This window comes from Prosthecobacter sp., assembly GCF_020439865.1.
GTDB lineage: Bacteria > Verrucomicrobiota > Verrucomicrobiia > Verrucomicrobiales > Verrucomicrobiaceae > Prosthecobacter.
This window is the reverse complement of the sequence record NZ_JAGRPF010000186.1, coordinates 1-14134: the sequence shown is the minus strand read 5'-3', so window position 1 is coordinate 14134 and position 14134 is coordinate 1. Positions and strand designations below refer to the sequence as shown.

At 59.5% G+C, this 14134-nt stretch carries 10 protein-coding genes; 5 read left to right on the top strand and 5 right to left on the bottom strand.

Annotation, left to right across the window (positions count from 1 at the left end):
* Positions 1–883 (bottom strand): tRNA guanosine(34) transglycosylase Tgt (gene tgt, locus KDL09_RS20880; RefSeq protein ID WP_294389424.1); only part of this gene is annotated, 883 nt, incomplete at its 3' end.
* 129 nt (positions 884–1012) lie between these two features.
* Between tgt and KDL09_RS20875 the strand changes: the two genes are divergently transcribed.
* On the top strand, positions 1013–3040 hold the full coding sequence (locus tag KDL09_RS20875) for a hypothetical protein (RefSeq protein ID WP_294389423.1): 2028 nt from the start codon (positions 1013–1015) through the stop codon (positions 3038–3040).
* A 9-nt stretch (positions 3041–3049) separates the two neighbouring features.
* Here the strand turns inward: KDL09_RS20875 and KDL09_RS20870 are convergent, their stop codons facing one another.
* The 3 genes from KDL09_RS20870 to KDL09_RS20860 are packed head-to-tail and all read right to left on the bottom strand — an operon-like array spanning position 3050 to position 5043.
* Positions 3050–3562 (bottom strand): LPP20 family lipoprotein, encoded by a 513-nt coding sequence (locus KDL09_RS20870; protein ID WP_294389422.1) that lies wholly within the window; start codon positions 3560–3562, stop codon positions 3050–3052.
* On the bottom strand, positions 3538–4350 hold the full coding sequence (locus tag KDL09_RS20865) for a hypothetical protein (RefSeq protein WP_294389420.1): 813 nt from the start codon (positions 4348–4350) through the stop codon (positions 3538–3540). Before KDL09_RS20865 ends, KDL09_RS20870 begins: the two co-directional genes overlap by 25 nt.
* 15 nt (positions 4351–4365) lie before the next feature.
* Positions 4366–5043, bottom strand: a complete 678-nt coding sequence (locus KDL09_RS20860) for a hypothetical protein (RefSeq protein ID WP_294389418.1) — start codon at positions 5041–5043, stop codon at positions 4366–4368.
* 192 nt (positions 5044–5235) lie between these two features.
* Here KDL09_RS20860 and ychF point away from each other — a divergent pair, with 192 nt between their 5' ends.
* Positions 5236–6351, top strand: coding sequence for a redox-regulated ATPase YchF (gene ychF / locus KDL09_RS20855; RefSeq protein ID WP_294389417.1), 1116 nt, complete (start codon positions 5236–5238; stop codon positions 6349–6351).
* A 42-nt stretch (positions 6352–6393) separates the two neighbouring features.
* Here ychF and KDL09_RS20850 read toward each other — a convergent pair whose 3' ends face one another.
* Positions 6394–6933, bottom strand: coding sequence for a hypothetical protein (locus KDL09_RS20850; protein ID WP_294389416.1), 540 nt, complete (start codon positions 6931–6933; stop codon positions 6394–6396).
* 181 nt (positions 6934–7114) lie between these two features.
* Between KDL09_RS20850 and KDL09_RS20845 the strand changes: the two genes are divergently transcribed.
* The 3 genes from KDL09_RS20845 to KDL09_RS20835 all read left to right on the top strand — a co-directional run.
* A complete protein-coding gene (locus KDL09_RS20845; protein WP_294389415.1) occupies positions 7115–8494 on the top strand; it encodes a DUF1501 domain-containing protein in 1380 nt (459 codons plus the stop codon).
* 44 nt (positions 8495–8538) lie between these two features.
* Positions 8539–10734 carry a DUF1549 domain-containing protein gene (locus tag KDL09_RS20840; protein ID WP_294389413.1) on the top strand — a complete coding sequence of 732 codons (2196 nt, stop codon included), beginning with the start codon at positions 8539–8541 and terminating at the stop codon, positions 10732–10734.
* 30 nt (positions 10735–10764) lie between these two features.
* A partial coding sequence (locus tag KDL09_RS20835; protein WP_294389411.1) for a c-type cytochrome domain-containing protein occupies positions 10765–14134 on the top strand: 3370 nt, incomplete at its 3' end.

Here is a 14134-nt window from a genome sequence, read left to right as displayed (position 1 = left end):
TTCGCAGGTTCATCATGCCCTCGTGGGTGAAGGCGGTGCCGTTTCGCGCCAGTCGCGTGGGCAAAACGCAGTCAAACATGTCGATCCCGCGGGCGATCAGCTCGATCACCTGCGGCGGCGTGCCCAGGCCCATGGCGTAGCGGGCCTGGTTGGCGGGAAGCAGCGGCGTCACCCACTCGGCGATGCGCATCATGTCCTCCTCGGGCTCGCCCACGCTCAAGCCGCCGATGGCGTAGCCGTCAAAACCCATCGCCACGAGTTCGCGGGCGCTCTTTTTCCGCAAATCCTCATACACGCTGCCCTGCACGATGCCGAAGTGCTGCTGCGGTCCGCCGCCGGTCTGCGGTCGGTTTTGGTCGATCCACTCGCGGCAGCGTTTGGCCCAGCGCAGGGTCAGATCGAGGCTCTTTTCGGCCTCTTTGGCCTCGCAGGGATACGGCGTGCACTCGTCAAACAGCATCGCGATGTCCGATCCGAGCGTCGCCTGAATCTCCATCGACGTTTCCGGTCCGATGAACATCGGTGTGCCGTCGAGGTGGTTTTGAAAGTGGCAGCCTTCCTCTTTGATCTTCCGCAGTTTGGCGAGGGAAAAGACCTGAAAGCCGCCGCTGTCGGTCAAAATGGGCCGGTCCCAGTTTGAGAAGGCATGCAGGCCGCCCGCCTCCTTCATGATCTCCATCCCGGGTCGCACGAACAGGTGGTACGTGTTCCCGAGGATGATCTGCGAGTTCAGCGCCCGCAATTCATCCGGATGCATCGCCTTCACCGTGCCCTGGGTGCCCACTGGCATGAACACCGGCGTCTCCACCACGCCATGCGGCGTCGTCAGCCGCCCACGGCGCGCGTGGGAGGATGGATCGGTGGCGAGAAGCTCAAAAGACATGCGACGGGCGGGAAAAAGGGCGCGGAGTCTCGCCGATGTAACGGAAAGAGCAAGTTGTGCGGTTACTCCGACCGGAAGGGTAGAGTCTTGACAACAGGATGGCCCATTTCAGTCTTCCAAAGCTCTCCTATGAAGCACCTTAAACTTCCCTGCTGTATTATCGTATGGTTTGTCATCTCGGCCTTCGCACTGAAATGCGAGGCTCAGACGAGTTATGCTCAGGGAATGGTGGTCTATCGTGCTACGACATCGGACGGGCCAGAGTATTTCCAAGGCGCTTTGTTCAAAAGCGTAAGGGATGTGGGCGCGTGGTTTGACTTTGACGTAGGTCAAAAATCATCCCTCAGAGTTGAGAAAGGACTGGTTGTGAGGATTGCCGATTTCCAGGTTTTGGACCGACGAGGTAATTCTGCTTCAGTTTTTGAAATGGACGTGGTGTCGGAGCAGGACGTACAAACCATTGTAGGAGTTCAGAATGTTTTAAGAGATTCGGCCAAGGGGGCTCCCAAGCTTGCCGCGACCGTGAAGGCCACTTGTGATGTTCTCGACCAGCAAATTGCAGAGTACAAAGCGGGCAAAGTTCGGATAGGCGGCCGCTGGACGGAGAAAAGTGCGATGTCTGCTGTTAATTCATCACCTGCCGCCTTGTTCATCGGAGGGCGCCGCTATAGCGGTGCGCGCTTGATGTCGGCCAAGGATGGAGTGGTGACGTTGGCCCACGACGGGGGGATTGCAAAGGTGGCTCTCGCCTCGATCAGTGCCGAGGAACGACGCCGCCTCGCTGAAGTTCTTCACTTTGATCTTGCGACCGTTGGTGTGGCAGCCCCCTCCAATGCCCCACCTGCATCTGTGCCGTCGCAGGTTCCCGTCGTCCCCGTGTCGCCTGCGATCAATTCTGCTGCAACGCCCGCCGTTCTTGAGATCGATGCGACGGGGGCCGGGACAAGCAATGATGAAGCTCTACGGGATGCCTTGCGTGATGCGGTGAGACGTGCGGTGGGCACTTTCATTTCGGCAGAGCAAGTGGTGAAAAATGATGAGCTGATCCGTGACCAAGTTGTGGCTCACTCCGATGCATTCGTGCAGGGCTATGACAAAACGTCTGAAAAGCATGATGCAGGGCTTTTTCAGGTAACCATCCGGGCACGGGTGGTGCGTTCCAAACTGTCTGAGAAACTTACCGCGACCGGTCTGATCGGCAAAGCAGAGGTTCAGGGGGAGAATATGTTTGCCGAAGCTCTGACTAAGCTGGACAAGGCGAATTCGGCCAAAGAATTGCTCACCAAGCTCTTCACCGGCTTTCCTCAAAAGTTTTGTGTGCCGCAATTAATCGGCAAACCGACCATCATGGGTCAGAGCGACACGACGGCGACACTCCGGTTCCGTGTGAGGATCGGAGTGGACCCACAAGCTTACGCGACCTGGTATCAGGAAGCTGCGTCTGTTCTTGGTCAGGTATGCATGAAAAAACAGCCGTTTTCCATTTCCAGGGTTGGATTTCGCGACCCTGATTCAGTTCGGGAACGTTTTCAGGACAAGCTTTACGACGAGAAACCGCCGACCATCAACGATGACCCCGAGATAGCGCGGTTTAATCCAAAGCTGGATGGTCTGGTGCCTGTGCTAGAGGCCAGTTACATGGGTATTCAGGTGCCGCGGGTAGGGTTGAATCTATGTGTGAGCAGGTCATCGGAAGGGTTCAACGGCTACTCTTATGAACTCGGCACGGATGAGTCTTCAGTTGTCATTGATGCCTGTAAACTGCCAGGGAAAAGAGGTGATGAGGCTTGGAGAAAGCTCGATCGTGTGGCCGTCCGTTTCCTGAATGAGGCAGGCGAACTTGTCCGCCTCGAAACGCTGGATCTCACTCAGCGGCACATCGAGGGGGGGGAGGACTGGCTTGCTCCCTACGGTGCTTTGTATGGTAGCAGTGACGAGAAGCTCCAGCTTACCAATCGACCGCTCTACAATAACGAGCACGTCATGATGATTCAGCCTTCGTTTCTTCTGGTTCGCTGGACTTACGCCTCTAACGCTAAAGATTCTAGCGATGCAGCCATTGCCACCTCGGGTGTAGCGTTCGACTTCGTGTTGGAACTGCCCTTGGAGGAAATTCGCGCCTTCAAGCGGGTCGAGCTGAGCTGGCCGCAAGAATAGTTCCGGAACTCACGGCAGAACTCGGCCGAGGGCCATGAAAAACAGGGTTCCCTCTTTGTTCTTCCATGTGCCGACCTGTTCGGGGGATTGTAAGGTGGCCTTCACCGACGTGCGCGTGGTTTCGTCCAGATCTTTGAAGGTTCGGCCGGTTTTGCTTTTCCCGTTCGACTCGATGGTGGTCTTCTCCGTGAGTCGTGTTTCCGTTTCCACCTTCACCGGTTCGATGTACTCAGCGATGGCACGCAGTGCGTTTGCTTTGGCCACCCGGAGCTGGCGCACGCGTTCCGCAGGCTCTGCACCTTTGATGGAAGTCACGCCAACAGCGATGAAATAGCGTTTGCCGTCTTTCTCGACAATGCCAGCCCCGCCGCCCTGCGCCAAGACCGGATTTAGGCCGACGATCCCTTCATAGCCTGGAGAAAACACTCCGTTCTCGAACGCCGATGTCTGTTGAGAATGAAGCACAGTGGTGGTCAAGCACAGCAGCAGGGCGAAAGTCAGGGGTGGGAAGGAGGAGGCCATCGGCGGAGGATTTCTTGGTGAAAGGCGTCAGCGTTGTTAGCACGATGCGTGCGCTTGGAAAGGTCTGCCAGCTTCTCCAACAGTGTTCTGTCTGGCTCCGGCAACAATAGGTAAAGCTGATGCCAGGCCTTCAAACTTGCCTCCAGATCACCGTGCCGTTCATAGTAGCCGCCAAGAAAAGCCCAAGCGGAGCGCTCAGTTGCTCCTTTGACACTTTTGCGAAGATTGATTTCTGCGCTTGCCGCCCGTGCATGGTCCAATGTTTCCGGGTCTTGAACGCCCAGTTCCGTGAGTCTGCTCAACACGCGGGCGGCGGTTTCCACGTCACCCGCCTTCATCAAAGCTATGGCTCGAGAGCGCCCACGTGCGGCATTAAGAACCGGCTTTACCTTCAGTTCCCGCTTCGGGACCACCACAACCACAAACAGCCCCGAACGTCCCGGTAGGCGATAAATCGCAGCAGTGCGGGCTGCAGTCAGTTCGCCGGTAATATCAAACAACTCCCGGTCACCCTCAGGCAAGGTGGAGAATAGCAGCCTTCGCCGAGCATCATCGGATGCGATTTTTTCTTCGATGTGCCGCCCCTTGGCCTTTCCCAACGCATCAATGTCCGTGCTATGGCCTGTGGCAATGCACAGTTCCTGAGCAGTCCATGTACCCGGTCCGTCCCAAGCCTCTCGTGGCAAAAGGCTCACGAGGTCATTGTCCTGCTGCAGCAGCTCGGGGGATGCCCAAGCAAAGACAACGGACAGAATCAGACCGACTAAGGAACCATGAAGCCGACTCATGATCGTCGGTCCTTGTCAAAAATCTTTGATGGCAGGGTTGGTCTTGCGCTCTGCGGCGGGTTTCTCTTCAGGACTTGATTTAGGTGCAGCCTCTTTGTTGGAAGTGCCGCCGGTTCCGGACATCACTTGGGCCATGGCACCTGCTTGAGCGACGGTTTTTTCATTCATACCCATCACCAATACATACTCCGGTTCGTTGCCTGCCGTGACCTCCGAGTGGAGCACGATGAGGCCGCGAAGGACAGCTTGTGCTTTGGATGCGGAAACCTCAGTCGTTGTTTTGATTTCCACTCCTTTCTGGGAGCGAATTCTTACCGTGTTTCCTGCGGCGTCTTTCGTGCTTTCTCCTTTGGTGGCGATCACTGTGGTGTTGTTGCCACCATCCAAGAAAACACATTCCTCGGTGAGGAACTTCGCCAGAGCCTGCTTGCACTTTGTCTCAGCCTCCTTGCGTGCGAGTTGCTTGCCTTTGGCAGCGCCAAGCACGTCCTCAACAACCACGGATGACTTTACCATTAGCGACTTGAAGCTGCCATCGTCGTTGACTTTCACGTTGAGGACGCCATCCGGTTGCGAACTCAGTTCGGCGATCAAGTCCGGTTGTTTGGGTTCTTCGAGAGTTACCTTTTCCTGCGCCGTTACTTGTAGAGAGCATGCGGCAATTGTGATTAGACAAAGAAGACGGATATGCATAGAAGAATTCATATAATGAAGATCATCGCCACATGTACTCCTAATCGTCAAGTTTTGTCTTCTTTCTGTCAAAAATGGCCGCGATCAAGCTTTCGCGGGTTTGGCATCTCACGATTCGGGTTTCATTGATGTGCCCCGAAGGCGCAACGTCGCCTTGCTCATTTCTCATTCCGCCCTACTCTCGCCGCCCTTATGCTCAGAGCCGGTATCGTTGGCCTTCCGAATGTTGGCAAATCCACCCTTTTTAATGCTGTCACCCGCACCCGCAAGGCGGAGGCGGCAAACTATCCTTTCTGCACCATCGAGCCGAACACCGGCGTCGTGACCGTGCCCGATGAGCGCCTCGCGGTGCTTTCGAAGATCTCCGGCTCCTCGAAGCTCGTGCCTGCGGCCATCGAGTTCGTGGACATCGCCGGTCTGGTGAAAGGCGCGAGCCAGGGCGAAGGACTCGGCAACAAGTTCCTCAGCCACATCCGCGAAGTGGACGCCATCGTGCACGTCGTGCGCTGTTTTGAAAATGGCGACATCACTCATGTCAGCGGTACGATCGATCCCGTGCGGGATATCGAGGTGATCAATACCGAGCTCATCCTTGCCGACATGGACGCCATCCAGCGCCGCAAGGACAAAGCCGAAAAGAATGCCAAAAGAGGCGAAAAAGAGGCGAAGGCCGAACTCGCCCTCTGCGAAAGGCTCATTCCGCATTTCGACGCCGGCAAGCCCGCCGTCACCCTCGAATGCACCGACGACGAACGGAAGCTGCTCAAGAGCTTCTTCCTCCTCAGCTCCAAGCCCTGCATTTTCGCCTGCAACGTCTCCGAGTCCGACCTCGCCGCCGCCACCAAGGACCCCGACGGGCACCCGTTTGTCGGCAAAGTGCGCGAGTATGTGAAGCACGCTCATGATGCGAGCGCCGTCGTCGTCAGCGCCGCCATCGAGAGCGAACTGACGGAGCTCTCAGACGAAGATGCCAAGGCCTACCTCGCCGACATCGGCGTCGATGATAGCGGTGTGTCGCTCTTCATCAAAGGCGTCTATGACCTGCTCGGTCTCCAGACCTACCTGACCACGGGTGAAAAGGAAACCCGTGCCTGGACCATCGTGAAAGGCATGAAGGCTCCGCAGGCCGCCGGCGTCATTCATGGCGACTTCGAGCGCGGCTTCATCGCCGGTGAAATCGTGCACTACAATGACCTCGTCGAACTCGGCTCCTACGCGAAGTGCCGCGAGAAGGGCAAGCTCCGCATCGAAGGCAAAGAATACGTCATGCGCGACGGCGATGTCGTCGAGTGGCGCTTCAACGTTTGATGGTACGACGGACACTCGTGTCCGTTGATGCCATGAGGGGCCTTATTCCGTCCAAACTCGTCCTTGGCCGGTGCGGAGCGACCGCTCCAGGCTGCCGAAGAGCGAGTTGAGCCTTTCCTCGTCCTTGAGCACAAATTCGACCGTGTGCGCATGGGTCGAGGAAGGATAGTTTTTGACGACCTTCGGCTCGGTCAATGAACTCGAAACCCGTCCTGCTGCCTGCTCCACCATGCCGCGTGCCCGGTCCAGCGCCTGCTGGCCGGCATTGACCATGTTGCTCCCTTCCACCTTCACCGGTTCGAGAAAGTAAAAGCGCACGATCTGCGCGGAGTTCAGGGTGATGTTTACCTCCACCACCCGTGCCACACCGTCGGAGACGTACTCATGTTTCGAGAGTGCGATGATCGAATTGCAGCGCACGATGTAGTTTCCGCCCTTGAGGTGTCCCTGCCACAGGCCGTCGCGCGTCACCTGGTCCTGCCCCTGCTGCCCGCCCTGCCCCGTGGTGTTTTGTCCTGGCGCGGTCTGGGCGTGCAGGGAGACGGCGATGGAGAGGCCGAGGGCGATGAGGAGCGTTTTCATGGGGTGAGTGCGGCGGACGTTAGCATGCCCCCGGCAGGGGAGAACAACCCTTTCTTTGGCGAAACGTTTCACACGGGCCGGTTTGTGTGACCGGAAGGGCCATCCTCAAAAGCGGCATCATCCATTCAGTTTCGGCCTCCGGCGGCGTACTTTACTCCCGAAACCATCCTTCACGCGCACCATGTTCAAATTCACCGACAAAGGCTCCGTCACCACCTGCGATGGCGTGACGCGTCGCGATTTCCTTTCCGCGGGCGCTTTGAGCGCCATCGGGCTCACGATGCCCGGCTTCGCCAAACTGAAGGCCGAGGGCCGGGTGAATCCGAAGAAGGACAACAAGGCCTGCATCATGATCTTCAACCTCGGCGCGCCGAGCCAGCAGGACCTCTGGGACATGAAACCGGACGCGCCGAGCGAGATCCGAGGGCCCTTCAAACCGATTCGCACGAAGAGCAACGCCTTTGAGATCTCCGAAATCCTGCCGCTGCACGCGAAGATCGCGGACAAATTCAGCCTCGTCCGCTCCTGCTACCACAACGCCGCCGCGGTACATGACACCGGCCATCAGATGATGCAGACGGGCCGTCTTTTCACCGGCGGCGTGAACACTCCGCACGTTGGCAGTGCGCTCGAGTTCTTGCAGGGCCGTCGCAGCGATCTGCCCGCGCACATCATTCTTCCGGAAACGATGGGACCGACCGGTGGCAACATGCCGCACGGTCAGGATGCTGGTTTCCTCGGCAAATCGTATGATCCTTTCGTCTTGAACGCCGATCCGGCCGTGAAGGACTTCAAAGTGCCCGACCTGCTCCCGCCGAAGGAAATCAGCGAGGTGCGCCTCGAACGCCGCAAGCAGATGCGCGAGCTCGTGGACAGCAGCGTGCGCAATTTCGAATACAGCGAGCAGGCGAAGCTCATGGACGCGAACTTCGAGTCCGCCTATCGCATCATGACCAGCAAGGAAGCGCGTGAAGCCTTCGACCTGACCAAGGAGCCGATGAAAGTGCGCGAGCGCTACGGTTTGAACCGCTTCGGCCAGAGCTGCCTGCTCGCGCGTCGTCTCGTCGAGCGCGGCGTGCGCTTCGTCACCGTGAACACCTTCATCACCGTCTTTGGCGAGATTACCTGGGACATCCATGGCTCGAAGCCCTTCACCAGCATCGAAGGCATGCGCGACATCGTCGCGCCAATGTATGACCAGGGCTACTCTGCTCTCATCGAGGATCTCTTCCAGCGCGGCATGCTCGACGACACCATGGTCACCTGCCTCGCTGAATTCGGCCGCACGCCGAAGATCAATCCCGCCGGCGGTCGTGACCACTGGCCGAACTGCTGGACCGTGAACTTCGCAGGCGGCGGCGTGAAAGGCGGCGAGGTCATCGGCAAATCCGACGACATCGGCGGCTACCCCACCGAACGCCCCGTCGCGCCAAAAGAAATCGTCGCCACGATCTACCAGGCTCTCGGCATCGATCTCCACACCGAACTCCCCGGCCCGCAGGGAAGACCGTATCCCGTCGTCGATTTCGGCACGCAGGCGATCAAGGAGCTGTTTGCCTAAACCGGAGCGTGAACGCTCACGCCAAACCCCATCGCGTTTTGTTCATGATGTCTCGTCATCTCATCTTGCTTGCCCTGTTTGCTTCGACGCTTCACGCCGCCGAAGCCCCATCGTTCCGCAACACCATTCAGCCGATACTCACGCGCTACGGCTGCGCGATGGGCGCATGCCACGGTGCCGCGGCGGGACAAGGAGGTTTTCGTCTATCCCTGCGCGGTTTCGATGACGAGGGCGACTGGCTGTCCATCACGCGCAGTGCGAACGGACGCCGGCTCACGCTCGAAGATCCGGCGCGCAGCTTGTTTTTGCTGAAGGCGGTTAAGGCGGTGCCGCACAAGGGCGACAAGCGCTTCGAGATGAACTCGCCGGAATACAAGGCCATCGCTGATTGGATCGCTGCCGGGGCTCCGGGACCGAAGGCGGACGATCCGCGCATCGTGTCGATCAGTCTCGCGCAGCCGCATCTCGTCACGAAGCCGGGCCGGTCATTGCAGCTCAAAGTCACCGCAAAATTCAGCGACGGTCACACCGAGGACGTGACGCGCTGGTCGAAGTACAACGCCACGGACGCCAGCGTGGCCACCGTCGATGACAACGGACTTATCACCACCACCGGCAGTGGCGAGGGCACGGTTAGCGCGTGGTATCTGAGCCAGCTCGCGCTCGCGACCATCACGATTCCCAGCGAGAGCAACGTCGATCCCGCCGCCTTTGCCGCGCTGAAACCGCGCAACTTCATCGACGAGCTCACGCTGAAAAAATTGCGCGAGCTGAACATCCCGCCGTCCGGCCGCGCCGAGGACCACGAGTTCATGCGCCGCGCGTTCCTCGACACCATCGGCGTCCTGCCCACGCTGGAGGAAACACGCGCCTTCCTCGCGGATAAAGCCGCCGACAAACGCGACCGCCTCATCGATTCGCTGCTGAAGCGGCCGGAGTTTGTCGATTACTGGTCGCATCGCTGGAGCGATCTGCTGCTGGTGAATGGCGACAAGCTCTCGCCCACTGCGATGTGGTCATATTACAACTGGATCCGCCGTCATGTCGCTGCGGACACGCCTTGGGACGTCATGGTGCGCGATCTCCTCACCGCCACCGGCAGCACGCTGGAAAATGGCGCGGGCAATTTCTTCATCCTCAACGACGAGCCGACCAAGTGCGCCGAGACCGTCAGCATCGCCTTCCTCGGCACCTCCATCGGCTGCGCGAAGTGCCACAATCATCCGCTCGAAAAATGGACCAACGAGCAGTACTTCGCCTTCGCGAATCTCTTTGCCCGCGTCCGCACCAAGAACGGCTCGCAGGCCGACGAGCGCGTGCTGTTTTCCGACACTCAGGGTGATCTCGTCGCACCGCTCACTGGCAAACCCGCGCCGCCGCGTCCGCTCGATGTCACCAAGCCTGTTTCGATGACGTCCACCGAGGACCGCCGCATCGTGCTCGCGAACTGGCTCACCAGCGCCGACAACAAACTCTTCCAGCGCGCCATCGTGAACCGCGTGTGGGCGAATTTCTTCGGCGCAGGTCTCGTCGAGGCCGTCGATGATCTCCGCGTCACCAACGCCGCCAGCAACGAGGAACTCTTCACCGCCGCATGCGATCATCTCGTGCAGCACAAGTTCAACCTGAAGGCCCTCATGCGCACCATCATGCAAAGCGAGACCTATCAGCGCAGCAGCGTCACCTTGCCCGAAAACATCCACGACCTCCGCTATGGCTCGCACTACGTTCCGCGCCGCCTGAAGGCCGAGGTGCTGCTCGACACCATCAGCGAGGTCACCGCCGCGCCAACCACCTTCAAGATCGACAAACGCAACGCCAACCGCGGCACCAGCGAAAGCTACCCCATGGGCTTCCGCGCCCTGCAGCTGCCGGACAGCAACATCGCCAGCTACTTCTTGAAGAGCTTCGGCCGCGCCGACCGCATCGCCACCTGCGAATGCGAACGCACCAACGAACCCAGCATGGCCCAGGCCCTCCACATCGCGAACGGTGACACGCTGAACCAAAAGCTCGCGCAAAAAGACAACCGCCTCGACGTCCTGCTCTCCAGCAAGGAGCCCGACGCGAAGATCATCGAGGAAGCCTACCTCTTAACTCTTACCCGCGAACCCACCGAACGCGAATTCACCAAAGCCACGCAGCTTCTCGCCACCGCCAAGCCCGAAGACCGCCGCACCACGCTCGAAGACATCTTCTGGAGCCTGATGGGTTCGAAGGAGTTTTTGTTCAATCACTGATCACGAGTCGCACCCTCACCTCATACTCTCATGCGTCTCCTCGCTTTCATTCTGTTCGCATCGCTCACAGCGATCACCCACGCCCAAACCGTGGACTACACGAAGCAGATCGTCCCGTTGTGGGACACCTACTGCATTGACTGCCACAGCGACGACGATCCTGATGGTGAGTTCGTCTTGGACACCTTCGCGGCGTTGATGAAAGGCGGGAAGGAAGGCGTCGCCGTCGTTCCGGGCAAGTCGGGTGAGAGCATGCTGGTGAAGTTTCTCGAAGGCCGTTCGGGTCGCGGTGGGAAGAATGAATTCATGCCGCCGGGCAAGCGTGAGAAGCTCAAGCCGGAGGAGATCGCGCTGATCAAAGCGTGGATTGATGCGGGCGCGAAGGGACCGCTTGTCGCAGAAGGCAAACCAAAGGCGAAGGAGGTTATCACTCCGAAGATCATGCCCACGGTGGCGCCGAAACGCTCGATTCAGGCGGTGGCGTTTTCACCGAAGGTGCAGCTCATCGCGGTGGGACGTTACGGCGAGGTCGAACTGCTCAATCCGGTCACGCGTGCGGTGATTCGCAAGCTCATCGGTCTCAAGGGCAAGGCCAACGCGGTCGCGTTTTCACCCGACGGCGACGCCGTGTATGCCGCAGGCGGCGAGGCGGGCATTGTGGGCGAGGTGAAGCGCTGGAAGACGAGCGACGGCACCCTGCAGCAGTCATTTGAAGGTCATCTCGATGCCGCGTATGCGCTCGCCGTGTCGCCCGATGGCAAGCTGATCGCCACGGGCGCCTACGATCAAAAAATTCGTCTTTGGGATGCGATGACGGGCAAGGAAGTCGCGCTGCTCAAAGGTCACAACGGCGCGGTGAACGGCCTCTCGTTCCGTCCCGATGGCAAGGTGCTCGCCAGCGCCAGCGCGGACCGCACCGTGAAGCTGTGGAGCATTCCCGGCGGCCAACGGCTCGACACACACTCGCAACCAACGAAGGAGCAGACGAGCGTCGTCTTCAGCGCCGATGGTAAAACGCTCTTCGCCGCCGGTGGCGACAATCGCATCCGCTCGTGGAAAATCAGCGCCGATGCGAAGGAGGGCACGAACCCGATCATTACGAGCCTGTTTGCGCACGACGGCACCATCCTGAATCTCGCGCTGTCGATCGATGGCGAGCTGCTTGCCTCCACCTCGACGAACAAGTCGCTCAAGATCTGGAACGCCGCCGATCTCACCGAAAAGATCCCGCTCGAATTGCAGCCCGACTGGTCCTCTGCGCTCGCCTTCACCGACAAAGCGCAGCTCATCGCCGGTCGCATCGACGGCAGCCTCAGCGTCTATGATTCCACGAGCGGCAAGGTCGTGATGGCACCTGCACCTCCGAAGCCTGCTATGGCCGCGAAGCCCGAACTCGCGCGCATCACCCCGCATGCCGCGCACATCGGCGGCGACGTGATGGTGTCGCTGGCCGGGAAGAACTTCACGGAAGACACGAAGGCGATGGCCTCGCATCCGGGCATCAAAGTGCAGCTCGCCAAAAGCTCGATCAAACCCACGAGCGCCCGCTTGAAGATCACGGCCAGCGCCGACGTGCCGCGTGGTGCCTACGACGTGTGGTTGAAAAATGCCGCCGGTGAATCCGCGCGGATGAAAGTGTATGCGGACGATCTCGTGCCCACGGTGACAAAGGCCGCCGATTTCAAAGACGCGCCTGTCGCCGTCGCGAAATTGCCCGCCAGCCTGTGGGGCACGCTCACCGAGATCGGCCAGCATGACGCGTATCGTTTCACCGCGAAGGCGGGCGAGGAACTCGTGCTCGATCTCGCCGTCGCGCAGATCGGCAGCAAGGCCAAATCGCCCACGTTGGAGATCATGGACACGAACCACACCGTGCTCGCCGTGAACCGCGGTCTCGACAGCGGCAGCGATCCCTTCCTCGCGTGGAAGGCACCTGCGAACGGCGATTACATCGTGCTCGTCAGCAACACCACGATGGATGGCAGCGCCGATCATGCCTATCGCCTCACGATCGGCACGCTGCCGTATGTCACCGCTTGGTCGCCGCTCGCCGCGCAGGTCGGCAAGGACACGCGCGTCACGCTCATCGGCCATCATCTTGGCGACAAAGCCGGCGTGATGATGCAGCCGGACAAGGAAGGCATGGTGAATGTGCCGATTGATACCAAGGCGTTGCGTTTTCGCTCCATGCCCGTGCTGCGAGTGAGTGGCATGGCGCAGGCGAGTGAAGTCGAAGTCAACGATGACATCACCAAGGTCCAGGTCGTGACGGCACCAGTTATGATAAACGGAACGCTTTCGAAAGCGAACGGCGCCGACATCGATCACTTCGCCTTCGACGCCAAGAAAGGCCAGACGTGGATCATCGAGACACTCGCCGACCAGGCCGGATCACCCGCCGACACGAAGCTCGAAATCCTCGACGCCAAAGGCCAGCCTGTACCGCGCGTGATGCTTCAGGCCGTGCGCGACAGCTATAACAACTTCCGAAGCGTCGATGCCAACAACCCGGACATCCGCCTGCAAAACTGGGAGGAGATGGAGCTGAACGAGCTCGTCTATTTCAATGGCGACGTGATGAAGATCTTCCGCCAGCCACGCGGCCCGGACGGCGGCACCTTCTTCTACACCACCGGCGGCAAACGCCGCGCCTACTTTGACACCAGCGCCACCTCGCACTCGCTCGACGAACCCTGCTACGTCGTCGAACCGCATCCGCTCGGTACCGAGTTGCTGCCGAACGGCCTGCCTGTCTTCACGCTGAATTATCAGAACGACGACAGCGGCGATCGCAAACTCGGCAGCGACGCGCGTGTGACCTTCACTGCGCCCGCGGATGGCCGCTACATCGTCAAAGTCACCGATACACGCGGCTGGAGAGGTGAGCGCTTTGTGTATGCGCTCTCCATCCGCGAGCCGAAGCCCGACTTCAACGTCAAGCTCGCCGGCATGAACCCCACCGTCATGCCCGGCGCCTCCATCGGCTTCTCCTTCCGTGCCGAGCGCGTCGATGTTTTCGACGATCCCATCCAGATCGACATCACTGGTGTTCCACCGGGCTATTTTGCCTCCTCGCCGATTCTCATCGAAGCCGGGCACGATTTGATCAGCGGCTCGCTCCACGCCGCACCGGATGCGAAGGCGGATGCCGATTGGAGCAAGCTCAAGATCACCGCGAAGGGCAAAAACATCACGCATGACGCCGGCAATTTCGGCAAAGTCACGCTGGGCGCGAAACCGAAGTTCATCGTCGTCATGGAGCCCGACAACGGTGGCAAAGCCGTGATGCGCGAGATCGAAGACGAAACCAAGCCCCTCGAAATCACCCTCGTCCCCGGCCAGACCGTGAAGGCCTGGATTCGCGCCGTGCGCCTCAAAGACGACGGCATCATCAACCTCG